Source organism: Roseomonas sp. FDAARGOS_362 (assembly GCF_002754815.1).
Lineage (GTDB): Bacteria > Pseudomonadota > Alphaproteobacteria > Acetobacterales > Acetobacteraceae > Roseomonas > Roseomonas mucosa.
In genome coordinates this window covers 1,940,133-1,964,269 of record NZ_CP024588.1, presented here as the reverse complement: position 1 = coordinate 1,964,269, position 24,137 = coordinate 1,940,133, and the positions used below count along the sequence as shown (strand labels likewise).

Annotated in this window: 14 protein-coding genes; 4 read left to right on the top strand and 10 right to left on the bottom strand. The window is 72.0% G+C overall.

Annotation, left to right across the window (positions count from 1 at the left end):
• Positions 1-204: 204 nt before the first annotated feature.
• The 6 genes from malQ to CTJ15_RS25145 are packed head-to-tail and all read right to left on the bottom strand — an operon-like array spanning position 205 to position 14,992.
• Positions 205-2,313, bottom strand: a complete 2,109-nt coding sequence (gene malQ, locus CTJ15_RS13915; protein ID WP_075822101.1) for a 4-alpha-glucanotransferase — start codon at positions 2,311-2,313, stop codon at positions 205-207.
• Positions 2,310-4,130 carry a malto-oligosyltrehalose trehalohydrolase gene (gene treZ, locus CTJ15_RS13910; RefSeq protein WP_075822102.1) on the bottom strand — a complete coding sequence of 607 codons (1,821 nt, stop codon included), beginning with the start codon at positions 4,128-4,130 and terminating at the stop codon, positions 2,310-2,312. The genes malQ and treZ overlap by 4 nt, the downstream gene beginning before the upstream one ends.
• A complete protein-coding gene (gene glgX / locus CTJ15_RS13905) occupies positions 4,127-6,235 on the bottom strand; it encodes a glycogen debranching protein GlgX (protein WP_099781635.1) in 2,109 nt (702 codons plus the stop codon). The genes treZ and glgX overlap by 4 nt, the downstream gene beginning before the upstream one ends.
• Positions 6,219-8,429 carry a 1,4-alpha-glucan branching protein GlgB gene (gene glgB / locus CTJ15_RS13900; protein ID WP_058389891.1) on the bottom strand — a complete coding sequence of 737 codons (2,211 nt, stop codon included), beginning with the start codon at positions 8,427-8,429 and terminating at the stop codon, positions 6,219-6,221. The genes glgX and glgB overlap by 17 nt, the downstream gene beginning before the upstream one ends.
• Positions 8,419-11,673, bottom strand: coding sequence for a maltose alpha-D-glucosyltransferase (gene treS / locus CTJ15_RS13895; protein ID WP_058389890.1), 3,255 nt, complete (start codon positions 11,671-11,673; stop codon positions 8,419-8,421). The genes glgB and treS overlap by 11 nt, the downstream gene beginning before the upstream one ends.
• A 16-nt stretch (positions 11,674-11,689) precedes the next feature.
• Positions 11,690-14,992, bottom strand: a complete 3,303-nt coding sequence (locus CTJ15_RS25145; protein WP_099781634.1) for a maltotransferase domain-containing protein — start codon at positions 14,990-14,992, stop codon at positions 11,690-11,692.
• A gap of 253 nt (positions 14,993-15,245) precedes the next feature.
• Here CTJ15_RS25145 and CTJ15_RS13885 point away from each other — a divergent pair, with 253 nt between their 5' ends.
• Both CTJ15_RS13885 and CTJ15_RS13880 read left to right on the top strand, forming a co-directional pair.
• Positions 15,246-15,692 carry a DMT family transporter gene (locus CTJ15_RS13885; RefSeq protein ID WP_099781633.1) on the top strand — a complete coding sequence of 149 codons (447 nt, stop codon included), beginning with the start codon at positions 15,246-15,248 and terminating at the stop codon, positions 15,690-15,692.
• A 69-nt stretch (positions 15,693-15,761) separates the two neighbouring features.
• The gene (locus CTJ15_RS13880; RefSeq protein WP_058390620.1) at positions 15,762-16,589 is read left to right on the top strand and encodes an MBL fold metallo-hydrolase; all 828 of its coding nucleotides are present in this window, start codon (positions 15,762-15,764) and stop codon (positions 16,587-16,589) included.
• A 4-nt stretch (positions 16,590-16,593) separates the two neighbouring features.
• On the opposite strand, the gene CTJ15_RS13875 is transcribed toward CTJ15_RS13880, so the two are convergent.
• Together CTJ15_RS13875 and CTJ15_RS13870 are read right to left on the bottom strand one after the other, a co-directional pair.
• On the bottom strand, positions 16,594-17,799 hold the full coding sequence (locus tag CTJ15_RS13875) for a pyridoxal phosphate-dependent aminotransferase (RefSeq protein WP_058390619.1): 1,206 nt from the start codon (positions 17,797-17,799) through the stop codon (positions 16,594-16,596).
• 4 nt (positions 17,800-17,803) lie between these two features.
• Complete coding sequence (locus tag CTJ15_RS13870) at positions 17,804-19,405, bottom strand: gamma-glutamyltransferase (RefSeq protein ID WP_171982317.1); 1,602 nt, start codon at positions 19,403-19,405, stop codon at positions 17,804-17,806.
• 421 nt (positions 19,406-19,826) lie between these two features.
• Between CTJ15_RS13870 and CTJ15_RS13865 the strand changes: the two genes are divergently transcribed.
• Together CTJ15_RS13865 and CTJ15_RS13860 are read left to right on the top strand one after the other, a co-directional pair.
• The gene (locus tag CTJ15_RS13865) at positions 19,827-20,591 is read left to right on the top strand and encodes a DsbA family protein (protein WP_058390617.1); all 765 of its coding nucleotides are present in this window, start codon (positions 19,827-19,829) and stop codon (positions 20,589-20,591) included.
• Positions 20,592-20,610: 19 nt separating this feature from the next.
• Positions 20,611-21,585 carry a succinylglutamate desuccinylase/aspartoacylase family protein gene (locus CTJ15_RS13860; RefSeq protein ID WP_058390616.1) on the top strand — a complete coding sequence of 325 codons (975 nt, stop codon included), beginning with the start codon at positions 20,611-20,613 and terminating at the stop codon, positions 21,583-21,585.
• A 362-nt stretch (positions 21,586-21,947) separates the two neighbouring features.
• Here CTJ15_RS13860 and CTJ15_RS13855 read toward each other — a convergent pair whose 3' ends face one another.
• Together CTJ15_RS13855 and CTJ15_RS13850 are read right to left on the bottom strand one after the other, a co-directional pair.
• Complete coding sequence (locus tag CTJ15_RS13855) at positions 21,948-22,919, bottom strand: lipopolysaccharide assembly protein LapB (RefSeq protein ID WP_058390107.1); 972 nt, start codon at positions 22,917-22,919, stop codon at positions 21,948-21,950.
• A gap of 282 nt (positions 22,920-23,201) precedes the next feature.
• Complete coding sequence (locus CTJ15_RS13850) at positions 23,202-23,963, bottom strand: competence/damage-inducible protein A (RefSeq protein ID WP_058390106.1); 762 nt, start codon at positions 23,961-23,963, stop codon at positions 23,202-23,204.
• Positions 23,964-24,137: the final 174 nt, after the last annotated feature.

Here is a 24,137-nt window from a genome sequence, read left to right as displayed (position 1 = left end):
GGGCCCTGCGGCCCTCCCGGGCCTGACAGAGAAGGTGAGCAGGTTCACCATTTTCGAAAAGGGCTCCTGCCTGTCCGGATCGCTGTCAGCACCAGCCTCGCGCTGGAGCTGACGGAGCGGGCCTGTCTGGCAGTGCGAGTGCTGCATCCCAACCGGGGCCACGGCCCACTCAATGTGACGCTGGCGGTCCGCGGCGGGTATGGTTCAGCCGGCGGGTGGCCGGGACTCCGCGAGTGCCGCGAGGCGGCGCTCGCAGGCCGGATCGTCGAGGAGGGTCGCGGCCTCGCCCGGCAGGCGGCGGCGCCAGTTGGGGTGCTGGTCGGTGGTGCCGGGGAGGTTGGGCTGTTCCGCCAGGGCGAGGGCATCCTCCACGGGCAGCAGGGCCAGGGTGCAGGCGGACCGGCCGATCTGGGCGGCGGCGGCCTCGGCGAGCGGGGTGCCGTCCTCTGGCGGCGGGGGATCGCCCTGGGCGGCGCCGCTGTCGCGCATGGCCTGCCAGAGCGTGGCGCGGTCGCGGGCGCGTTCGGCGCGCTGGGCGGAGCCGTCCTCGCCCTCTCCCAGCAGGCCGAGGCGAGCGCGCCAGCCGATATCCAGGCCGCGCCACCAGCCGACGGCGGTGGGCAGATCGTGGGTCGTGGTCATGGCGGCCGCGTTGCGCGACCATTCGCGCGGGGGGATGTAGGGGCCGCCGCCGTCCCGCTGCTCGAACCAGAGGACACGCATGCCGAGCATGCCGATATGGTCCAGGCGTTCGCGGAAGCCGTGCGGGACAGTGCCGAGATCTTCGCCCACCACGATGGCGCGGTGGCGCCGGGATTCCAGGGCGACGAGGCGGAACATGTCGTCGGCGGGAAATTGCAGGTAGGCACCGTCGCGCGGGTCGGCGCCTTCCGGCACGACCCAGAGGCGGGCGAGGCCCATGGCGTGGTCGATGCGCACGCCGCCGGCATGGCGCATGGCGGCGCGCAGCATCTCCAGGAAGGCGCCGTAGCCGCCCTGCTTCAGGCCGAGGGGGGAGAAGGCGGTGATGCCCCAGCCCTGGCCGAGCGGCGAGAAGATGTCGGGGGGCGCGCCGACGGTGAGGTGGCGTAGCATCTCGCGCTGGCGGCTCCAGCCATGGCTGCCGCCGCCATCGGTGCCGACGGCGAGGTCGGCGATGAGGCCGATGCTGGCGCCGGCGTCGCGGGCGGCCTGCTGGGCCGTGCCGAGGCCGCGGTCGGCGATCCATTGCAGGAAGGCGTGGTAGGCGACCTCCCGCTCATGGGCGCGGGCGAATTCCGCCACGGCGGGGCTGGCGGGGTCACGGAATTCGGCGGGCCATTGGCGCCAGTTCCAGAGCCCAGGGTCGCGGGCGAAGAGATGGGCGTGCAGGGCCTCGAAGCGGGCATGGCTTTCCAGGGCCTCGCCCTGTTCGGCGCGGAAGCGGTCGAATTCCGGGTCGCCGGGGAAGCTGTCGAAGAGGGCGCGGAAGACGGCGAGGCGGGCGCGGGCCACGGCGGGCCAGTCCACGAGCTCCAGGGCTTCCAGCCGGCCGAATTCCCCGGCCAGGCCGGTGCGGCCGAAGGCGGCGCGGAGCGGGGCCTCGCCCAGCACGGCCGGGTCGGCGTGGAGCACGTTCAGGAAGAGGCGCGAGGAGGGGGAATAGGGGGAGAAGCGGTTGGGGTCGGCGGAGAACTGGGCGTGGACCGGGCTGATGGCCACGGCCTGGGCACCCTTTCGGGCGGCGGAGGAGACGAATTCCGCCAGGGCGGTGAAGTCGCCGACGCCACCGCCGCCCATGCCGTCCTGGCCCGGGCCTTCCGGGCGGCCGCGGCGCAGGCCGTAGAGCTGGACGGTCAGCCCCCAGGGGAGTCTGCCGGGAAGCTGGCGCGCATCGCTTTCCGCCAGCGCGTCCTCCGGGCGATAGCAGCGGGCCGGAGCGATGGCGAGGGTGGTTTCCGCGCCGCCGATGCGGAGGCGGTGGTAGCCGGGCGGCGGGGCGATGGGCAGGTGGCAGAGGCCGTGTTCCTGCCGGGCGCGGCCTTCCAGCACGCCGCCGTCTTCCAGATCGAGCCGGTACTCGGGCTCGCCGGGCAGGCCCAACAGCACGGGCTGTCCGGCGGTGGCGGTGCAGAGCGGGGGCAGTGCGGCCTGGGCGGCCAGGTGCTCGCGGGCTTCCCGCATCTGCTCCGGCGAGCCGGTGGGCAGGCCCAGGGCCTCCAGCACGGCGCCGATGGCGTCCGGGGCGACGGTCTGGTCGCGGCCCTGGGCGTCGCGCCATTGCGAGGCGATTCCGGCGGCCTCCGCGAGGGCGTGGAGTTCATCCCGGCTCATGGGCCCGTGTTCTCCGGCAGGTCGAGCATCACCACCGCACAGTCGGGCGGCAGGCTTCCGGCGGCCAGCGCTTCCGCGGCGTCCGGGATGGATTCATGCAGAACGAGGGTGCCGCCCGCGGTCACCGGCACGGGGGCCTCGTCCAGGTTGAGGGCGATGGTCAGGCGGGTGCCGTCGCCCAGGCGCCAGCGGGCCAGTACGGCCTTCGGCCCCACCGCCTCGGCGCCGATGGCCCTGGCACCGGGCAGGCGGGGGATGATCTCGTCGTGGCGGAGGGCGATCAGGGCCTTGTGCAGGGCCAGCATCTCCGCATGGAAGCCATGTTCGCTTTCCGCGAGGTCGGGGATGGAATCGGTGAAGGTCTTTTCGGCGTTCGGATCGGGGATGCGCTCGCGCTTCTCCGGGTCCTGGAAGGCGGCGAACTTGGCGAATTCCTTGCGCCGGCCCTCGCGCACCGCATCCGCCAACTCCTGTTGCGGGAAGGCGGTGAAGAAGAGGAAGGGGGCGGTGGCGGCCCATTCCTCGCCCATGAAGAGCATCGGAATCTGGGGCGAGAGCAGCAGGAGGGCGGTGGCGGCCTTCAGCGCCGAGGGGCGGGAAAGGGCGGGCAGGCGCTCGCCGAAGGCGCGGTTGCCGACCTGGTCGTGGTTCTGCAGGAAGAGCACAAAGGCGGTGGGCGGCAGGTGGGCGCTGGGCTCGCCGCGCGCATGGCCCAGATGGGGCATGGTCTCGCCCTGGAAGAGGAAGCCTTCCGCCAGGACGCGGGCGAGCTTTTCCGCGCCATCGTCGGCGAAGTCCTCGTAATAGGCTTCGCGTTCGCCGGTCAGCAGCGGGTGCAGGACGTTGTGGCCGTCGTCGTTCCACTGGGCGTCGAATCCGGGCGCCCTGGGGCCCGTGCGGAGGTGGCTGGCGCCGTTGCGCTCGTTCTCCAGCACGAGATGGACATGGCGGCCGGGGGTCTCGGCCTGGATCTCGCTCCGGATGCGGGCGGCGAGGTGGTCGAGCCAGTCCTGCTCCGCGATGGCGTGGACCGCATCGAAGCGGAGGCCGTCGAAGCGGTATTCGCGCAGCCAGTAGAGGGCGTTGGATTCGAAGAAGTCGCGGACCGGAGCCTTCTTGAAGTCGATGGCAGCACCCCAGGGGGTGTGGACGCCCTCGTCGAAGAAGTCCTTTGCATAGGCGTGCAGATAGGCGCCGTCCGGGCCGAAATGGTTGTAGACGACGTCGAGGAACACCATCAGGCCTTGGCCGTGCGCCTCGTCGATCAGGGCCTTCAGCTCCTCCGGCGTGCCGTAGGAGGCAGCGGGGGCGAAGGGCAGGACGCCGTCATAGCCCCAGTTGCGCGGGCCGGGGAACTCGGCGATCGGCATCAGCTCGATGGCCGTGACGCCCAGGGCCTTGAGCCGGGGCAGCATGGCGCGGATGCCGGCATAGCCGCCGCAGGTTCCGGCATGGAGCTCGTAGAGGATGGTCTCGTGCCAGGGGCGGCCCTTCCAGCCGGTGTTCCGCCAAGCATGGGCGCGGGGATCGACCACCTGGCTGAAGCCGTGCACGTCGTCCGGCTGGAAGCGCGCCGCCGGGTCGGGCACCGGGAGGGTGGAGCCGTCCTCCAGCCGGGCCTGGAAGCGGTAGCGCGTGCCGGCCGGGGCGGCGGCCTCCAGCGAGAACCAGCCGTCCGGTTCCGCCCGCATGGGCGCGGGGGGGTGGTCCGCGATCTCCAGCGCGACCTCCGTGGCCGAGGGAGCCCAGAGGCGGAAGCGGGTCCGCGCCCCGTCCGGGAGGAGTTCCGCGCCCCAGGGCGAGGGGGCGCCGCTCATGGCTTCTCGACCCGTGCGCCCAGCAGGAGCAGCGAATGCGCCCCCACCGTCACGCTGGTTTCCTCCGGCAGCAGGGAGCGCTCCTCGGCTTCCGGCAGCGCCGTGTCCAGCAGCAGCCGCCAGGGGAGCACCGGTTCCGGCAACTGGAAGCTCTGTTCCGCGCCGTCGGCATTCAACATCAGCATCACGACCTCGACCCAGCCATCCGCGGCCATGTCGGCGCGGCGCAGCGTCAACGTCCGGGCCTCGGGCTCGTTCCATGCCTCCGGCTGCATCGGCTGGCCGTGCTGGTCGAACCAGCCGGTGTCCTGCACCCCGGGGGCGGGCTCGGTGCGGCTGTGGGGGAAGTAGCGGGGGCGAAGCGGGGTCCAGCACTGGCGCAGCCAGGCGAGGCGGGAAACGAATTCGGCGAGCGCCTGGGCGCGGGGGGTGGCCGCGTGCTCCCAGTCCAGCCAGGAGACCTCGTTATCCTGGCAATAGGCGTTGTTGTTGCCGCCCTGGGTGCGGTCCATCTCGTCCCCGGCCAGGAGCATGGGGGTGCCGGCGGACAGGAAGACGGTGCCCAGCAGGGCGCGCTGCAGCCGGGCGCGGGTTTCCAGCACCCAGGGCTGCTGCGTCCCGCCCTCCACGCCCCAGTTGGCCGAGAAGTTCTCGCCATGGCCGTCCTGGTTGTTCTCGCCATTGGCCTCGTTGTGGCGGCGGGCGTAGGAGACGAGGTCGCGCAGGGTGAAGCCGTCATGCGCGGCCACGAAGTTCACCGAGGCCCAGGGCTGGCGGCGGCGGCGGTCGAAGATCTCGCTGGAGCCGGTGAGGCGGCTGGCGAGGCCGGGGCGCAGGCCGGAATCGCCGCGCCAGAAGCAGCGCACGTCGTCGCGGAAGCGGTCGTTCCATTCGGCGAAGCCCGGCGGGTGGTTGCCGAGCTGGTAGCCGCCGGGGCCGATGTCCCAGGGCTCCGAGATCAGCTTGACCTGGGACAGGACCGGGTCCTGGCGCAGCACGTCGAAGAAGCCGGCACCGGGGTCGAAGCCGCTCGCCTCCCGCCCCAGGATGGTGCCGAGGTCGAAGCGGAAGCCGTCGACGCGGTAGGTCTGCACCCAGTGGCGCAGGCTGTCGGTCACCATCTGCAGCACGCGCGGATGGGCGATGTTCAGCGTGTTGCCGGTGCCGGTGTCGTTGATGTGGACGCGCTCGTCGCCGGGCAGGAGGCGGTAGTAGCTGGCGTTGTCGAGGCCCCGCCAGGACAGGGTCGGGCCCATCTCGTTGCCCTCGGCCGTGTGGTTGTACACGACGTCGAGGATCACCTCGATCCCGGCGGCATGGAGCTGACGGATGGCGACCTTGATCTCCTTCAGCGAGCCGGTGCTGAGATAGGCGGCTTCCGGCGCGAAGAAGTTCAGGGTGGAATAGCCCCAGTAGTTGCGCAGGCTCTTCTGCACCAGGAAGCGGTCCTGCAGGAAGGCGTGCACGGGCAGCAGCTCCACTGCCGTGATGCCCAGGCGCAGCATGTGCTCGATCATGCGCGGGTCGGACAGGCCGGCGAAGGTGCCGCGCAGGCGTGGATGCAGGGCGCTGTGGCGCATGGTGAGGCCGCGCAGGTGGGCCTCGTAGATCACCGTGTCCGTCCAGGGCGTGGCGGGGGGGCGGTCGTCGCCCCAGGTGAAGCTCTCGTCCACCACCAGGGCCTTGGGCATGGCCACGGCGCTGTCGCGGCGGTCGAAGGAAAGGTCCTCGCGGCTGTTGCCGACGCGGTAGCCGAAGAGCGCGTCAGACCAGGTGACCTGCCCGACCAGCTTGCGGGCATAGGGGTCGAGCAGCAGCTTGTGCGGGTTGAAGCGGTGGCCGCGCCGGGGCTCGTAGGGGCCATGGGCGCGCAGCCCGTAGACGAGGCCGGGCTGCGCGCCGGGGAGATAGCCGTGCCAGACCTCGTCGGTGCATTCCGGCAGGGCGTAGCGGGCCAGCTCCTTGCGGCCCGTGGCGTTGAAGACGCAGACCTCGATCCTCTCCGCATGGGCGGAGAAGACCGCGAAGTTGACCCCGAGACCGTCCCAATAGGCTCCGAGCGGATAAGGCCGCCCGGGGGCGAGGCGATCAGGGGGTAGGGCCATGCGTGTTGAGTGCTCCGGGGGACAGCACAATCGTAGCGAGCGGTGGCAGGATGAGCGAGAGCGATTGCGCCTGCCCGTGGCTGGGCAGATCCTCGGCCATCACGCCGCCGGCATTGCCCAGGTTGCTGCCGCCGTAGTTGCCGGCATCGCTGTTCAGCAGCTCGTGCCACCAGCCGCCCCCATGCCCACTGGCCGGGACGCCGATGCGGTAGCCCTCGCGCGGCACCGGGGTGAGGTTGCAGACCACGAGTGCCGGCGGGTCGCCATCCTGGCCGCGGCGGAGATAGGCGAAGACGCTTTGCGCGCTGTCGTCGCCGATCACCCATTCGAAGCCCGCGGGTTCCGCGTCGAGACGGTGCAGGGCGGGCAGGCCGCGGTAGAGCGCGTTGAGGTCGCGGACGAGGTCCTGCATGCCGCGATGCCCGGGATCGTCCAGCAGGTGCCAGGGCAGGGCGGCGTCGTGGTTCCATTCCGTCGGCTGGGCAAGCTCGATGCCCATGAAGATCAGCTTCTTGCCCGGATGGGTCCACATGAAGGAAAGGTAGGCGCGCAGGTTGGCGCGCTTCTGCCAGTCGTCGCCGGGCATCTTGCCGAGCAGCGAACCCTTGCCATGCACCACCTCGTCATGGCTGAGCGGCAGCACGAACTTCTCGGAGAAGGCATAGACGAGGCCGAAGGTCATGCTGTCGTGGTGCCAGCGGCGGTTGACCGGGTTCTCCTGCATGTAGTGGAGCGTGTCGTGCATCCACCCCATGTTCCACTTGTAGGAAAAGCCGAGCCCGCCCTCGCTGACCGGCTTCGTCACGCCCGGCCAGGCGGTGGATTCCTCGGCGATCACCACCGCGCCGGGGCAGCGTTCGGCGACCGCCGTGTTCAGCTCGCGCAGGAAGGCCACGGCCTCCAGGTTCTCGCGGCCGCCATACTGGTTGGGGACCCATTCGCCCTGCTTGCGGGAGTAGTCGCGGTAGAGCATCGAGGCCACGGCGTCCACGCGCAGCCCGTCCACGTGGTAGTGCTCCAGCCAGAAGAGGCCGGAGGCGATCAGGAAGCCGCGCACCTCGTTGCGGCCGAAATTGTAGATCAGCGTGTTCCAGTCCTGGTGGAACCCCTCGCGCGGGTCGGCGTGCTCGTAGAGGGCGGTGCCGTCGAAATGGCCCATGCCGTGGGCGTCGGTCGGGAAGTGGGCCGGCACCCAGTCGAGCAGGACGCCGATGCCCGCCTGGTGGCAGCGGTCCACGAAGCGGGCGAAGCCGTCCGGCGTGCCGAAGCGTGCCGTGGGGGCGAAGAGGCCGAGCGGCTGGTAGCCCCAGGAGCCGCCGAAGGGATGTTCCATGACGGGCAGCAGCTCGACATGGCTGAAGCCCATCTCCGCCACATAGGGGATCAGCCGGTCGGCCAGGCCCTCCCAGTCCGGCGCATGGCCGTCCTCGGCTTTCCACCAGGAGGTCGGGTGGACCTCGTAGATGGCGATCGGCGCGTCGGGCGCGTGGCGGGCGGCACGGCCGGCCATCCATTCCGCGTCCTGCCATTCGTGCGGCGTCGGGTCCGCCACCACGGAGGCGGTGGCGGGGGCGAGCTCCGAGGCCAGGGCGACGGGATCGGCCTTCAGCGGCAGCATGGCGCCGCCGGGGCCGCGGATCTCGTACTTGTAGGCGGTGCCGGGGGTGAGGCGGGGGATGAAGAGCTCCCAGATCCCGGCCTCCCGCCGCAGGCGCATCGGGTGGCGGCGGCCGTCCCAGCTGTTGAAGCCGCCGACCACCGAGACACGCTCGGCATTCGGGGCCCAGACGGCGAAGCGCACGCCGGGAACGCCGCCGAGGGTCATCGCCTGGGCGCCGAAGACGCGGCCCATCTCCCGGTGCCGGCCCTCGGCGAAGAGGTAGAGGTCCATGTCGCCGAGCAGCAGGCCGAAGCTGTAGGGGTCCTCGGTCTCCTGCACGCCGCCGGGCCATTCGACGCGGAAGCGGTAGGGGCGGGCATCGGGGACGGGAGCCTCGAAGACGCCGGCGGGGTGGATGCGCTCCATCGGCGCCAGGACCTCGCCGCTTTCCGCGTCGAGGAGTTCCACGGCCTTCGCGCCCGGCTGGAAGGTCAGGACCGTTTTACCCCCGGGGCCGTCATGGGCGCCCAGGATGGCGAAGGGATCTCCGTGGCGGCCCTCGGCGAGGGCCTGGATGGCGGCATCATTCCGCATCGGGGATCAGCCTCTCGACGATGGCGGCCAGGCCGCGCAGGGGGAGGGGAAGCCAGGCGGGCCGGTTGGCCGCCTCGTAGCGGATCTCGTAGGCAGCCTTCTCGATCAGGAAGAGATCGAGCAGGGACTGTTCGGAGGCCTCCGGCACCCAGGGGCGTTCCGCCGCGTGCTCCACGACGCGGTAGGCCGCCAGGAAGGCGTCGGAGGCCTCCTGGCGGAAGCGTGCCAGGAGCGCCTCGCGGCGTTCCTGCGGCACGGCGGAGCTGCTGCCCGTGTCGTGGCTCTGGGCGGCGGCGGCGGCGGCGTAGTCGAAGGAACGCAGCAGCCCGGCCACGTCGCGCAGCGGCGAGCCCTTGGCGCGGCGTTCCTCCAGCGAGCGCGCGGGCTCGCCCTCGAAGTCCACGATCACGGCGTCGCCCTGGGAGACCAGGACCTGGCCCAGGTGGAAGTCGCCATGCACGCGGGTCTTGAGCGCGCCGTCGGCGGCTTGCGCCAGCGCGTGGACCTTGCCGCGCAGGGCCTGGGCCTTGCCGAGCAGGGACTGCGCGCGGGCCGCGTCCGCCTCCGACAGGTCGGTGGCCTTTTCCAGCAGCTTGAGCGCCGGTTCGAGCTGTTCCAGCGCGCCCTCGGCCCAGGCCGTGCGGTCCGCCTCCACGGCGGGTTCGGGCGTGAAGGCCGGGTCGTCGGACGGTGCGGCGAGCACGGCGTGCAACTCGCCCAGGCGGCGGCCCAGGGCGGTGGCGAAGCTGAGGTAGCCGGCGAAGATGTCCTCGTGCCCGTCATGGGCCAGCGCGGCCTCGTCCACCGAGCGGGCCAGCCAGTCCAGGGTCCAGCCCCAGCCGTCGCCCTGGTTGCGGACGAAGCCCTGCAGCAGCATCAGCGTCACCGGCTGTCCGTCCGGCCCGGTGCGGACCACCTCGCCCAGCAGCGGGGCGATGTTCTGGAAGCCGGCCTCGGTGAGATGGCGCGTCATCTCGGCCTCCGGATGGATGCCGGAGAAGAGCTTGCGCAGGATCTTCAGCACCACCTGGTCGCCGACGATCATCGAGGAGTTGGACTGTTCCGCGGAAAGCCGGCGGATCTCCGGCCGCTCGGGGATCTCGATGCCGTGCAGCAGGGCGCCGCCGATGAAGCGGATCTCGCCCTCGTCGCTCTGCGTGGTGCTGTTGCGGCGGAAGTTCACCAGCGCGGCATGCACGAAGTCGTCGGAGGCGAAGGCATCGGTCAGGTAGCCGACGCGGCGCGTCTGCCGCACGCGGGAGATGGCGAGCTGATAGGCCAGCGGGCTGGCGCTGTCGTCGTCCTCCACCGCGGCCAGGGGCAGGCAGTAGCGCTCGGTGCGGTCGGGCAGCTTCGCCTCGATCTCGGCGAAGATGACGTAGCGGGCGTGCGGGAAGGGGGCGATGGCCTTCAGGCTGACACCTTCGAGCTTCTCGCCCTTGGAGGCGAACCAGCGGCGCTTGGGCAGGTAGCTGGGCAGCACCTCGCGCTCCAGCTCGCGCTTCTGCGCCTCGCCGAAGCCGGTGGTGTTGGCCGGGAAGACCAGGGTGCGCAGGTCGGGCAAGGGCTCGGGCGCCTTCACGTGCCAGGGTGGGAGGGCCTGCTCGGTCGCCAGCACGAACCAGTAGAAGCCGAAGGGCTGCAGGGTGAGCAGGTAGGTGAGCTGGCCGATCTCCGGGAAGGCGGTGCCGCCCAGCATCTCCACCGGCACGCGGCCGACATAGGCGGAGAGGTCGAGCTCCACCGCCTGGGAGGTGCGGGACAGGTTGAAGACGCAGAGGATGCTCTCGTCCCCGTATTCCCGGACATAGGCAAGGACCTTGCGGTTGCCCGGGTAGAGCAGGCGCATGCCGCCGCGGCCGAAGGCGCGGGAGCGCTTGCGCGTGGCGAGCATCCGCCGCGTCCAGTTCAGCAGGGAGTGCGCGTCGCGCGACTGCGCCTCCACGTTCACCGCCTGGAAGCCGTAGAGCGGGTCCTGGATGGTGGGCAGGACGAGGCCGGCCGGGTCGGCCTTGCTGAAGCCGCCGTTGCGGTCGGGAGACCACTGCATCGGCGTGCGCACGCCGTCGCGGTCGCCGAGATAGATGTTGTCGCCCATGCCGATCTCGTCGCCGTAGTAGATCACCGGCGTGCCGGGCATGGACATGAGCAGGCCGTTCATCAGCTCGATGCGGCGGCGGTCGTGTTCCAGCAGCGGGGCGAGGCGGCGGCGGATGCCGAGGTTGATGCGGGCACGCTTGTCGGCGGCATAGGTGTTCCAGAGGTAGTCACGTTCCTTGTCCGTGACCATCTCCAGCGTCAGCTCGTCGTGGTTGCGCAGGAAGATCGCCCACTGGCAGCCATCGGGGATGTCGGGCGTCTGGCGCAGGATGTCGGTGATCGGGAAGCGGTCCTCCTGCGCGATCGCCATGTACATGCGCGGCATCAGCGGGAAGTGGAAGGCCATGTGGCATTCGTCGCCCTCCCCGAAATACTGCTGCGTGTCCTCGGGCCACATGTTGGCCTCGGCCAGCAGCATCCGGTCGGGGTATTCCTCGTCCAGCTTGCGGCGGAGCGTCTTCAGGACCTCGTGCGTCTCGGGCAGGTTCTCGTTGCTGGTGCCGTCGCGCTCGATCAGGTAGGGCACGGCGTCGAGGCGCAGGCCATCCACCCCGGCATCGAGCCAGAAGCGCATGATGTTCAGCACCTCCACCATGATGCGGGGGTTGTCGAAGTTCAGGTCCGGCTGGTGGCTGAAGAAGCGGTGCCAGAAATAGGACTGGGCCTCCTCGTCCCAGGTCCAGTTCGACTTCTCCGTGTCGAGGAAGATGATGCGGGTGCCGGAATAGAGCTCGTCATTGTCCGACCAGACGTAGTAGTCGCGCGCCGGGTCGCCCGGGGGCGCCTTGCGGGCGGCCTGGAACCAGGGGTGCTGGTCGCTGGTGTGGTTGATCACCAGCTCGGTGATGACGCGCAGGCCGCGCTTGTGCGCCTCCCCGATGAAGCGCTTGGCTTCGTCCAGCGTGCCGTAGTCGGGGCTGACATCGCGATACTCCGAGATGTCGTAGCCGTCGTCGCGGCGCGGGGAGGGGTAGAAGGGCAGCAGCCAGAGCGTGTCCACGCCCAGTTCGGAGAGGTAGTCGAGCTTGTCGATCAGGCCGGCGAAGTCGCCGATCCCGTCATTGTTGGAATCGAAGAAGCTCTTGATGTGCAACTGGTAGATGACCGCGTCGCGGTACCAGTGCGGGTCTTCCGTCATGGACATCTCGGTTCGTTCGCTCTCAAGCCCCGAAGGGCGTACCGGTGGGGCGCAGGCGCCAGATGGCGAAGGGCAGGTCGGCGGGATCGAGGCGCAGGTGCTGCATCTTGCCGGCGAAGGTGAGGCGGTTGCCGCGCATCAGGTCCTCCGCCTCGATCGAGGCATGGTCGGGCAGGCCCCATTCCCAGAGAGGCACCTCGAAACTGGCCTCCTGCGCGTTGAAGGGGTCCATGCTCACCGCGACCAGCAGGCAGTTCGAGCGGTCCGGCGTCGCCTTGCCGAAATAGAGGATGCTGTCGTTGAAGGCGTTGTGGAAGGTGACGCCCAGGTGGCTGTGCAGCGCCGGGTTCTCGCGGCGGATGGCGTTCAGCCGGGTGATCTCGGCGACGATGTTGCCGGGGCGGTCGTGGTCCCAGGCGCGGATCTCGTACTTCTCGCTGTCGAGGTATTCCTCCTTGCCCGGGGCGACGGGCGTGGCCTCGCAGAGCTCGAAGCCGTTGTAGACGCCCCAGAGCCCCGAGAGCGTGGCGGCCAGCGCGGCGCGGATCAGGTGGCCGGGGCGGCTGCTGGTCTGGAGGAACTTCGGGTTGATGTCCGGCGTGTTGACGAAGAAATGCGGCCGGAAGAACTCCTTCGGCGCCGTCGTCGTCAGCTCCGTCAGGTATTCCTGCATCTCGGCCTTGGTGTTGCGCCAGGTGAAGTAGGTGTAGCTCTGCGAGTAGCCGACCTTGGCCAGCCGGTACATCACCTTGGGGCGGGTGAAGGCCTCGGAGAGGAAGATCGTGTCGGGGAAACGGGCCTTCACCTCCGCGATCATCCATTCCCAGAAGGGCAGAGGCTTGGTGTGCGGGTTGTCCACGCGGAAGGTGCGGATGCCGCGCTCCGCCCAGAACAGCACCGAGTCCCGCAGCGCGATCCAGAGCGAGGGCATCGCGCCCTCGGCGTAGAAATCGACGTTGACGATGTCCTCGTACTTCTTGGGCGGGTTCTCGGCGTACTTGATGGTGCCGTCGGGGCGCCAGTCGAACCATTCCGGATGCTCGCGCAGCCAGGGATGGTCGGGGGAGCACTGGATGGCGAAGTCCATCGCCAGTTCCAGCCCTTGGTCCGCCGCGGCCTGGCGCAGGCGCTCGAAATCCTCCAGCGAGCCGAGCTCGGGGTGCAGCGCCTCGTGGCCGCCATCCTCGGAGCCGATGGCATAGGGGCTGCCGGGATCGTCTGGGCCGGGGGTGAGGGTGTTGTTGCGGCCCTTGCGGTTCTTCCGGCCGATCGGGTGGATCGGCGGGAAGTAGAGCACGTCGAAGCCCATGGCGCGGATGCGCGAAAGCTGGCCGATCACGTCGTCGAAGGTGCCGTGACGCTTCGGATCGCCGCTCTGCGAGCGCGGGAAGATCTCGTACCAGCTCGCGAAGCGGGCGGCGGTGCGCTCGGCCTCCACGGGCATCGGCGCGGAGCGGAGGCGGTGCGGGCGGTCGTCGGCGCTGGCCATCATCGCCGCCGTGTCGGGGGCGAGAAGCAGGGCGAGGCGTTCCGCATCCGCCGCGTCCAGCAGGCGGGCGGCGAGGCCCGGGATGTCGGAGCCGGCGCGGTCGGCGGCGGCGGCGACCAGCCGGCGGCCTTCCTCCAGCTCCAGATGCACCGGCACGCCGGCCGTGTGCTTCTTGCCCAGCTCGTCGCGGAAGGCGGCGAAGACGTCGATCCAGCCTTCCACGGCGAAGACGTGGCGGCCCAGGCGTTCCAGCGGGAAGGTGGCCGACCAGCGGTCGTTGCTAACCAGCGTCATCGGCGCCTCGCGCCATTCCGTCTCGTCGGCGGCGCGCCAGAGCAGGGCGGCGTTCAGCTTGCCGTGGCCGTCGGTGAAGATGTCGGCCTCCACGGCCACCACCTCGCCGACGATGCGTTTGGCAGGGAAGCGGCCGTCATCCACGGCGGGGGTGATCGCCTCGATGGCGATGCGGGGGCTTTCCACCGCCTCCTCCGCCGGCAGTTCGGAGGCGTCGCGCAGGATCGGCCGGCCGCGCTTCGCCGTGGCGGCGAGCACCCCGCCGGGCTCCAGCCGCAGCGGCGTGCCGGGCACCAGCGCCTGGGTGGAAGAACCGCCGGGCACGGCGAAGCCGCCCAGCATGCCGCCCAGTTCCGGCAGCACTGTCTCCGGCATCAGGTCGCGGCTGTTCCGCACGTCCGGGTTGGCGAGGATCAGCGCCGCCGCCCCGGCGGCCCGCGCGTCGCGGCCGTCGAGGCGCAGCACCGCCGCCACCGGGGCGCCCGGTGCGGCGACGGAGCGGGTCTCGCCCCCGGCCATGGGCGCGAGGCGGCGGGCCAGGGCGGTCGCCTCGCGGAGCGCGGCGGAAAGGTCATAGGGCGCGTTGTCGCGCAGCCAGGCCCAGTCCCCGGCCCGGACATGGGCGGGGTCGAGTGGCGTGCGGGCGCCGGCTTCGAAGCCCATGGGCACCAGCAGCCCGTCGCCGAAGCCGGCCGCGAAGGCCAGGGCGCGGCGGGCGATGCGTTCGCGCAAGGCGGGGTCGTGCCGGTCCACCGCCACGCGGGTGCCGAAGGGGGCCTCCGGGAAGGCCAGGGGCGGGGCGATGACGGCGAGGGCGTCGCGCTCCTCGAAGAGCCAGGGGGAGCGGTAGTCCCACCAGGCGGCGGAGCTGGCGGTGGCGGCGAAGCCCAGCCCGGCGAGGCGCGGCAGGACGTCGCGGGGCAGGCCGGTGGTCCAGGCGATGAAGCGGGCGCCGGGGGCGGCGGCGATCAGGCGGCGCCAAGCCTCGGGCGGGATTTCCTCCGGTTCCTCGCAGCGGAAGCCCGACACGCCGGCCTGGGTCCAGAGGCGCAGGCGCTCCGCCCACCAAGTGGCGAGGCCTTCCTGCCGCAGGTCGCCGCGGACGGAGCCGCGCAGGGCGGGATCGGTGCGCGGATCGGGGCGCCGCCCGGCCGGATCGGCGAACCAGCCGGGATGCTGCGCGCGCAGGGTGCTGTCCTCGGCGACCCGTTCGGGAATGAGGTCGAGGCAAAGGGCCAGCCCCTCCGCGCGGCAGGCGGCGGCGATGCGGGACAGCGCCTCGGTGCCGTCCTCCCCGGCCTCCAGCAGCGGGTGCGGGCGGTTGTGGTCGGAAACGTGAAACAGGTTGCCGGAGGCGCCGGTGGCGAAGACCGGCGGGATGGCCACGCCGCCAAAGCCCAGCCCGGCGATGCGGGCCAGTTCCGGCCCCCAGCCGCGCAGGGGGCCAAGCATCAGGGGGTGGAGGTAGTAGAGGGGCGGCATGGAGCGGCCGGCCAGGGCGACGTCATGCGAGGTCTCGGGGGAGGTCTCGTGGATGTTCATGGTCCTGGGCGCGTTCCGTTGGCCGGTCTCCGGGCTGTGGGCCCGGCGGCCGGTTCTGGCGGGAGGAGACGGTCATCGCAGCCCCCGAGGGAGTGGCCAAGCGAGCGGACTCGCAACTGGTCGTGATGCCCCCGGATGCCCCGACGGGAGTGCAACGCGAGGTGAGCGGATCGGTTGACCTCGCATGTCGCCGCCCTTCGCCGGGATCGGTCCGGCGGCCGCCGCGCCATCCGGCGCAGGAGAAGGAGCAGCCATGCCTTGGATTCTCTGGGGGTTGGCCCTGCTGGCCGGTGCGCTGAACACGGTCCAGTCCGGCACCAACGCGACGCTCAACAAGGTGCTGGGCCAGCCGGTCCTGGCCGCGCTGGCGGTCTATGCGGGCGGCGTCGCGGGGGCGCTGCTGGCCTCGCCCTTTCTCGGGCTGTCGTGGCGGGACCTGGGCGGGCGGGCGGGGCAGGTGCCCTGGTGGGGCTGGATCGGCGGCCTGCTCGGGGCGGTCTATGTGCTGGTGACGCTGACCTCGGCGCAGAAGCTGGGTGCCGGTCCCTACACCGCCCTCACCCTGACCGCGGCGGTGGTGACCTCCGTGCTGCTCGACCATTTCGGCCTTGTCGGCTTCGAGGTGCGCTCCCTGAGCCTGCTGCGGGTGCTGGGCTGCGCGCTGATGATCGGCGGGGTCGTGCTGATCGCGCGCTACTAGGGGAGATGCGAGGGAGGGGGGGCGGAGGTTCCGCCGCAACAAGGCGCATGCGCCGGCGTTCATCCGGTCATGCGTATTCACACCCTCCACTGCGGCTGCATGCGTCCCTTCGGGGGCGGGCTATGGGATGGGCTGACGCCCGGCATGGGGCCGTCGAGCCTGACCTGCCGCTGCCTTCTCGCCGAATCGGAGGATGGGCTGGTGCTGGTGGATACCGGCTTCGGCATGGGGGATGTCTTCGACCCGGAGGCGCGCCTGCCAGGCGTCGCGCGCCATGCCACGCGGGTCCGGGTCGCGCCGGAGGATACGGCGATCGTCCAGGTCCGGACCCTGGGTTTCGACCCCAAGGATGTGCGCCATATCGTGATGACGCATCTCGACTACGACCATGCGGGCGGACTCACGGATTTTCCCTGGGCGACGGTGCATGTGTCGGGGCGGGAGGCGCGGGATGCGCGTGCGCGGCGGGGGCTGACGGGGGCGATGCGCTACCGGCCCGGACAGCTTCGGCGCGACATGCGGGAGCACGACCGGCTCGGCCAGAACTGGTTCGGCTTCGCGGCGTTTCGCGAGGGGCTGCCGCCCGGCTTCGTGCTGGTGCCGCTGCCCGGCCACACGGCGGGGCATTGCGGCGTCGCGGTCCGGACCGGGGCGGGCTGGTTGCTGCATGCGGGCGATGCGGTGTTCAACCTGCGCGAATTGCGGGCTGCGCCGCGCTGCCCGCCTTTCGCCCTGGCCTATGAGACGATGATGCAGCGGAGCGGGCGCATCGCCGCGGCGTCCCAGGCGGCGCTTCGGGCGCTGCTGCGCGGGCATTCGGACGAGGTCCAGGTCATCTGCACCCATGACCCGGTGGCGGACCCATTCCTGCCGGAGATGGCATCGCGGGCGGCGTGAGGGATCAGCCGCCGCGCCCGAGCCAGCGGGCCAGGCGTTCCGGTGCCGCCGCCATGTCGGCTTCCGGCCCGCAATAGGAGAAGCGCAGGAAGCGGTGGCCGCGGGCCGGGTCGAAATCCACGCCGGGGGTGGCGGCGATGCCGGCCTCGGCCAGCATGGCGGCGCAGAAGGCCACGCTGTCGTTGGTCAGGTGGCCGACATCGCACCAGAGGTAGAAGGCGCCGTCCGCCTGGGCGATGCGGTCGAGGCCGATGCCCGGCAGGGCGCGCAGCAGGATGTCGCGGCTGCGGGCATAGGCGGCGCGGTTGGCCTCCAGCTCCTCCGTGCAGTCCATCGCGGCCTGGGCGGCGAGCTGGGCGATGTGCGGGGCGGAGATGAACATGTTCTGCGCCAGGCATTCCACCGGGCGGAGCAGGTCCTCCGGCAGCAGCATCCAGCCGATGCGCCAGCCGGTCATGGAGAAGTACTTGCTGAAGCTGTTGATCACCACGGCGCTGGGGCTGAAGGCGGCCGCCGTGGCTTCCTCCACGCCATAGCTGAGGCCGTGGTAGATCTCGTCGGAGATGAGGCGCACCCCGTTCGCGTGGCACCAGCGGGCGATGGCGGCGAGCTCGGCGGGTGCGAGCATGGTGCCGGCGGGGTTGCAGGGGGAGGCGACGATCAGGCCGGCGGGGCGCGGGTCCAGCTTCTCCAGCATCGCCACGGTGGGCTGGAAGCGGGTCGAGGCGTCGCAGGGCAGCGTCAGGGGGCGCATCCCCAGCGCGGTGAGGATATTGGCGTAGGGCGGGTAGTAGGGCGCCGCCATGGCCACCGTGTCGCCCGGGTCGAAGGCGGCGAGGAAGGCCAGCGGGAAGGCGCCCGAGGCGCCCACCGTGACGGCGATGCGGTCCACCGGCACGGGCTGGCCATAGTGGCGGGCGTAGCGGAGCGCGATGCGCTCGCGCAGGGGGCGCAGGCCGAAGGCCTCCGTGTAGCCCATGGGCTCACTGGCCAGCAGCGCCTTCGCCACGGCCTCGGCGGCGCCGCGCGGGGCGCCGGTGCCGGGCTGGCCGACCTCCATGCGGAGCACGCCCGGCGCGCCCGGGGGCAGGGCGGCGGCGCGGGCATTGGCCGCCGCGATCACGTCCATGACCAGGAAGGGCGGTGCGTCGGCGCCGCGCCCCACCTTGAGGCCGGGCCCCGGCCGCGGCTTCCGATGCCCCTGGGTCATGCCGTCAGTTCCCCCGGCCCATGAGGGCGAGGCCGCCGCCGCGCGGGTCCACCGCCGCCTGGCAGGTGGCGACATTGCCGGGCAGGTAGTCGGGGCAGGCGAGCGCCGCGCCGCGCCCGGGTTCCGGTACCGCGGCCAGGGCCTCGGCCAGGCTGCCGCGCCGGGCGAGCGCCTGCGCCGCCGGCAAGGCGGCGGCCAGGGGCGCGTCTTCCTGGCCCGAACCGGCGCCGGCATAGCGGAAGGCCTTGATGTTGGCGTTGCTGACCAGCACCGGGGAAAGCAGCGGCGGCGTGATGCCGCCCGGCCGTGGCGCGGCGGCGAGCAGGAAGCCCATGCCCGGCACCATGCGGCCGGTGCCGAAGAGGTTGTTCATGCTGAAGTTGCAGCTGACAGCGCCGCCGTCGCGGTCCACCACCACCAGCGAGGAGGAGGCGGGCAGGGGCGCGGCGTTTCCGGCCGGGGCAGGCGGATTGGCCAGCAGCGCGGCGGGATCGGCGCCGCCCCGGGCGGCGCTGGCCGCGGCGAGGCCGCGCGCCTGGGCCGTGGCGGGCGCTTCGCCGTTGCGCAGGGCCTGGAAGGTGACGGCCGCCGCCACGCCGCCGGTGCTGGCGAGGGGGGCGAAGGCGGCGAGGTCGCTGCCGGCCCGCACGGTGAGGGGCTGTTGCAGGCGCGGGATGGCGTCGCGCAGGTCCTCCACGCGGAGGCCGCCGCCGGCCGGCATGGAGCCGTCGGCGAGCTGGCGCGCCATGGCGCCGAGATAGAGGTCGCCCACGCCGGCGGTGCGGAGGCGGGAAAGGGTGTTGGCGAGTTCCGGCTGGACGAGCTGCGAGCCCTCGGCGGTGACGCCGCGGAACACCGCCCCGGCGCGCGGATCGGCCAGCAGCGGCGCGCCCACCGTGGCGAAGTCCGTGGCCAGCGGGCGGGAGACCTGGGCGCCGAAGCGGGCCAGGGTCTCGGCGGGGGCCACCAGCTCCTCGAAGGGCCGCCGTCCGGCCCGGGCCTGCAGCGCGTAGAGGCCGCGGGCCATCAGCGGCACCGCCGCCGGGCGGTCGGCGCCGGGGCTGGCGTGGCCGGGGGCCTCGGCGGGGAAGGTGATGGCGTCGGTGGTGCCCCGGCGCGGGTCGAAGGACAGGCAGGCGCCGCCACCGCCGAGGCCGGCGCGGGAAGGCAGGGTGACGGCCATCACCAGCGCCGCCGCCGTGGCGGCATCGGCGGCCGAGCCGCCGCGCGAAAGGACGTCGCGCGCCACCAGCACCGCGCGCGGGTCGTCCGCCGCCGCGCCGCCGAGGAAGCCGCTGACGTAGCCCGGGTCGCCGGGCTGCGCCCCGCCGGTCAGGCCCAGGCTCTGGCTGACCCGGTCGACGGTTGAGCAGCCGGACAGGGCCAGGCTGGCGGCGAGGCCCAGGCACAGCGCCCGGGCGGGGGAGGCACCCCGGGTGCCACCCTTGGAGCCCCGGTCCATGGAGTCTTGGCCAAGGCCGCGCATCCGGCGCCCGCCCTCCGGCCGCCCGGCCTGCCGGCGGGGCTGGGCCCAACGGGGCTGGGCGTCATCCGTCCGGCCCGTACCGGCCTCGTTCTGCACCGCCGTGACCATGCTGCTGTCCAATCTCCCTGACCGGTTCGGCCCGCCGGCTCGACGGGTGGGCTGTGGCAATGGCGGAGGCCACCGGCCACCCCATAGGGGGAAGCCGGGGGCCTCCTCCAGGGCTTTCCGGATGCCACCGCCGCGGCTTCCCATGCCCGCGGAGGGCCGCCGCGCCCCTGGAACACGAATGGCGCCTTAAACGCCTTCCCATCCAGCGGCAACCGGGCAGATCCCGTTGCTGAATCGACATGTCGCGCGCGGGCGCGCTTGCCGTGGCCGCCGATTCCCCGGACGATGTGCGGCCAAGGGTCACGGGTTCGGCCATTGGGCCGGATGATGGATCGGGCCGTGGGGTGGCGGGCCCGGCTTGCCGGGTGGGCCCCGGGGATGGCACCTGCCCGGATCGGAACCGCGCGACGCGCGTCTCGGAAGGACATGATTCATGCGGACACGGATCGCCGCCGGCCTGTTCCTGGCCCTTTCCGGCCTTGTGGCCGCGCCCCTGCCACCCTTCGCGGCCGCGCGGGCGGAGGAGGCGCCCTTCACCCCGGCACAGCGCGAGGAGATCGTGCGCATCCTGCGCGAGGCGTTGCGCACCGACCCGACCATCCTGCGCGATGCCGTGGCGGCCATGCAGCAGTCGCAACAGGCGGAGCAGGAGCGTGGCCGCCGCGATGCCATCCAGGCCCAGGCGGCGGCCCTGCTGCGCGATCCGGCCGATCCGGTGAAGGGCAACCCGGCCGGGGACCTGACGGTGGTGGAGTTCTTCGATCCCCGTTGCGGCTATTGCAAGGCGCTGGCACCGACCATGCAGGAGCTGCTGTCGCAGGACGGCAAGCTGCGCGTGGTGATGAAGGCGATCCCGATTCTGGGTCCGAACAGCGTGCTGGCCTCCCGCGCCCTGCTGGCGGCGCAGCGGCAGGAGAAGTTCGTGCCGCTCTACGACCGGCTGATGCAGCTTCGTGCGGAGCCGACCGAGGCGGTGCTGCAGGCGGAGGCGCAGAAGCTCGGCCTCGATTGGGCGCGGATGCGGCGCGACATGGACGACCCGGCCATCGAGGCGCGGCTGCAGCAGAACCTGCGGCTGGCCCAGGCCCTGTCGATCGAGGGCACGCCGGCGCTGGTGATCGGCGACACGCTGGTGCCGGGGGCGGTGGACCTGGCGACGCTGCGGCGCCTCGTGACGCAGGCGCGCGGGCGCGGCTGAGGGAGGGGGCGAGGGGAGAATGCAGATCGGGCTGAGAGGCCTGCTTGCGCGTTTTCCGGTGCGGCTGCCGGTGCCGGACCTCGCCCCGTTCCTGGCGGGCAACCTGCTGCCGGGCGCCTGGTCCTTTGGCGCGGCGCGGCCGGGGCCGCATGTGGTGGTCACCGCCCTGGTCCATGGCAACGAGATCGCCGGGGCCATCGTGCTGGCGGAATGGCTGCGGCAGGGGCTGCGGCCCCGCATCGGGCGGCTGAGCCTGGTCTTCGCGAATCTCGACGCCTTTGCCCGGTTCGATCCGGAGGATCCCACCATGTCGCGCTTCGTGGAGGAGGATCTCAACCGGGTCTGGGCGCCGCATGTGCTGGACGGGCCCCGCACCTCGCTGGAACTTGCCCGGGCGCGGGAGCTGCGGCCGCTGGTGGCGAGCGCCGACGTGCTGCTCGACCTGCACTCGATGCTCTGGCCCTCCGATCCGCTGCTGCTGGTCGGGCGTTCCGTCCGGGCGCAGGCGCTGGCGCTGGCGCTGGGCACGCCGCCGGTGGTGGTGGCCGATGACGGGCATGCGGACGGGCTGCGGCTGATCGACTATCCGCGCTTCCGCGACCCTGCCTCCAGCGCCTGCGGGCTGCTGGTGGAAGGCGGCGCGCACTGGGAGCCGGGGACGCCGGAACTGCTGGACCGCTGCGGGCGCGCCCTGCTGCGGCGCCTCGGCCTGCTGGAGCCGGCCATGCCCGGCACGGTGCTGTCCGGACCGGCTCCGGACGCCTCGCTCTGGCGCGTGACCCGCACGGTGACGGCGCGGCGGCATGGCTTCGCCTTCACCGAGAGCTTCCGCGGCGGCACGGTCATCCCGCGCCGGAACACGCTGATCGCCCTCGACGGGGAGGAGGAGATCCGCACCCCCCATGACGACTGCCTGCTGGTGATGCCCAGCCCCCGGGTGCTGCGGGGGCATACCGCCGTCCGGCTCGCGGCACGGTGCTGCGCTGAACGATAAAGGGGCGCGCCTTGGGGGCAAGGCTCCGCCTAGTCCCCAAACCCCCCACTCCGCCAGGACCCTGAGGGTCCTGGACCTCCCCTTCGCTGGTGCTTGCCGATGCCGGATCGCGCCGGAGAGCATGGCTCTCCGGCGGACTGCCTGTGCCGTCAGCGCGGAGATGGTGTTTACTTCTTCTCGGTAGCCCCGCCTTCCCACCTGCTCTCAGGGATCAGGCCGCGGAACAACGTCCACCGCAGGCGCCAACTCAAGCCCGGGGACCGGCTTCGGTCCCTGGCGGAGAGGGGGCCGGCGGGAGAGGCGGCGCCTCTCTCCCCGGGGTGGCCCGAAGCGGAACCGCGACCCGCGAAGGGCCGGGTGCCTTAGCGGCGGCGCTTCTTCTTCTGGTTCGGGTTCTGAGGCCGGGCCGGCTGCGGCAGGGCGGGGGCCGGCGCGGGGGCGAGGGTTTCGGGCGCGAAGACCGCCTGCATCCGCGTCACCGCCTTCTGGGCGGCGGCGAAGTCCCGGCTGCGCAGGAGGATTTCCACCAGCCGCAGATGGGCGTTGGTGTCCTGTTCCGCCTGTTGCAGGACGCGTTCCATGTAGTCGCGGGCGGCGGGCAGGTCGTTCTGGCGGATCGCGATGTCGCAGAGCCGGCGCAGAACGTTCAGGTCCTGCGGCGCCAGGGCCAGCGCGGCCTCGACGCGCTGCTTCGCGCCGTCCAGGTCGTTCTGCGCCTGCAGGACCTGGGCGAGCTTCAGGATCGTGCCGATATCCTCCGGCGCGGCCGCGACGGCGCGTTCCGCCCATTGCCGGGCCTCCGAGCGGCGGGACTGGCGCAGCGCCAGGTCCGTGAGCTGGTGCAGGGCCGCCCGGTTGCCCGGGTCACGGACGAGGATCTCCTCCAGCACCTGCTCGGCCTCGCCCGGGTCATCCGCCTGGGTGGCGGCGCGGGCGAGGTTCAGGGCGGCGCCCAGGTCCTGTGGCGCCAGGTCGCGGGCCTGGCGGGCGAGGCGGTAGGCTTCCTCGACCCGGCCCTGTTGCAGCAGCAGGCCGCTGAGGCGCTGGGCGGGGGCCGGGTGCTTCGGATGGTGCGGCAGGAGGGCGCGGAAGACCGCCTCGGCGCCCGCCAGATCCTGTTGCCGGTGCATCACGGCGGCGAGGTGCAGGGCCGTGTGCAGGTCGTGCTCGGGCGCCGCGGCGCGGGCCTGTTCGGCCCATTGCCGGGCCTCCTCCAGCCGGCCCGCCGCCAGGGCCTGCTGGCTCAGGGCACGCAGGGCCTGCGGGTCATGCGCGGGCTCCACGGCGGAGGTGTCCGCGGTTCCGGCGGTGTGGTGCAGGACGGCTTCTTGCATCGCGGCTTATCCCCTTCTGGAACCCCGGCCCGCCTCGGAAGGCAGGCCCCGGCCCGGGCACGCATCCCGCGGGAAGGGCCCGGTCCGGCCGGTATCCCGGTTCCGGGCAGGCCGGTGGGGCTCCGTTCTCAGGCAGGGGCCATTCCTCGTGGGTTCCACACGCGCACGGGCCCATGTGGTGGTAATGAGAGAGCATATGCAACGCAAAGTCGCCTAAACACAAGGATTACTCTTTTGGGTTGTTAACCTTCGCCCGGAATCAAGGCACGGCCGGCGGGTGCCTCAGCCGGGCTCCCCTTCGAGCGGCTCCTTTCCGACCTGCCGGATCAGCGCCGCCATCTCCGCCGCGGCCGCCACGACCTCGGCCTCCTCCAGACCCTTGGCGACCAGGGCCACGCCGCTCCGGTCGGGGCGGTAATAGGGATAGGAGCCGATATCCAGCGCGGGATGGCACGCCTGGATCGCCCCCAGGCCTTCCGCGATCTGCCCTTCGTAGATCCCGTCGGCATGCACACTGCGCGAGAGGACCGGACGGCCGCCGATCAGGCCGGGGGCCAGGGCCTCGAACATCGCCTGCATGATCCGGGGCACGCCAGCCATGACGTGCACGTTGCCGATGGTGAAGCCCGGCGCCACGGAGACGGGGTTGGGGATCAGCGCGGAGCCGCGCGGGATGGTCGCCATGCGCTGCCGGGCCGCGTTGAACTCGGTGCCCTGCTTCTCGTAATGGGCGGTGAGCAAGGCCATGGCCTCCGGGTGCTTTTCCCACGGCACGCCGAAGGCGCGGGCGATGCATTCGGCGGTGATGTCGTCATGGGTCGGCCCGATGCCGCCGGTGGTGAAGACATGGTCGAAGCGCGGGCGGACCGCGTTCACCGTCTCGACGATGACCTCCGGCACGTCGGGGATCACCCGTACCTCGCGCAGCGGGATGCCGATCTCTCCCAGCCGGGTGGCGAGGAACTGCAGGTTGGCGTCCCGGGTGCGGCCCGAAAGCACCTCGTTGCCGATGATCAGGAGGCAGGCGGTGGGGTTGGCGGACAAGGCAGGGCACTCCGGCGGCGGTTCGGGGGCGCCAGAGTGCCACCATCCGTGGCGAGGGAAAGTGTGTCATGCGGGGGAGGCGTCTTGTTCCGCCCGGAGGGATAGGCGTTTCACTTCGCGGCTGCGCCCGGGGGAAAGGCGGAGCCTTGTCCCCCTGGGACGGCGCGGCGGCCG

What these genes read in the sequence shown, in the direction of transcription:
- glgX (WP_099781635.1), bottom strand. Translation starts at nt 6,235, where the DNA reads ATGGCCCTACCCCCTGATCGCCTCGCCCCCGGGCGGCCTTATCCGCTC.
- CTJ15_RS25145 (WP_099781634.1), bottom strand. Translation starts at nt 14,992, where the DNA reads ATGAACATCCACGAGACCTCCCCCGAGACCTCGCATGACGTCGCCCTG.
- treZ (WP_075822102.1), bottom strand. Translation starts at nt 4,130, where the DNA reads ATGAGCGGCGCCCCCTCGCCCTGGGGCGCGGAACTCCTCCCGGACGGG.
- CTJ15_RS13885 (WP_099781633.1), top strand. Translation starts at nt 15,246, where the DNA reads ATGCCTTGGATTCTCTGGGGGTTGGCCCTGCTGGCCGGTGCGCTGAAC.
- CTJ15_RS13860 (WP_058390616.1), top strand. Translation starts at nt 20,611, where the DNA reads ATGCAGATCGGGCTGAGAGGCCTGCTTGCGCGTTTTCCGGTGCGGCTG.
- CTJ15_RS13865 (WP_058390617.1), top strand. Translation starts at nt 19,827, where the DNA reads ATGCGGACACGGATCGCCGCCGGCCTGTTCCTGGCCCTTTCCGGCCTT.
- glgB (WP_058389891.1), bottom strand. Translation starts at nt 8,429, where the DNA reads ATGCGGAATGATGCCGCCATCCAGGCCCTCGCCGAGGGCCGCCACGGA.
- CTJ15_RS13880 (WP_058390620.1), top strand. Translation starts at nt 15,762, where the DNA reads ATGCGTATTCACACCCTCCACTGCGGCTGCATGCGTCCCTTCGGGGGC.
- malQ (WP_075822101.1), bottom strand. Translation starts at nt 2,313, where the DNA reads ATGAGCCGGGATGAACTCCACGCCCTCGCGGAGGCCGCCGGAATCGCC.
- CTJ15_RS13875 (WP_058390619.1), bottom strand. Translation starts at nt 17,799, where the DNA reads ATGACCCAGGGGCATCGGAAGCCGCGGCCGGGGCCCGGCCTCAAGGTG.
- treS (WP_058389890.1), bottom strand. Translation starts at nt 11,673, where the DNA reads ATGTCCATGACGGAAGACCCGCACTGGTACCGCGACGCGGTCATCTAC.
- CTJ15_RS13855 (WP_058390107.1), bottom strand. Translation starts at nt 22,919, where the DNA reads ATGCAAGAAGCCGTCCTGCACCACACCGCCGGAACCGCGGACACCTCC.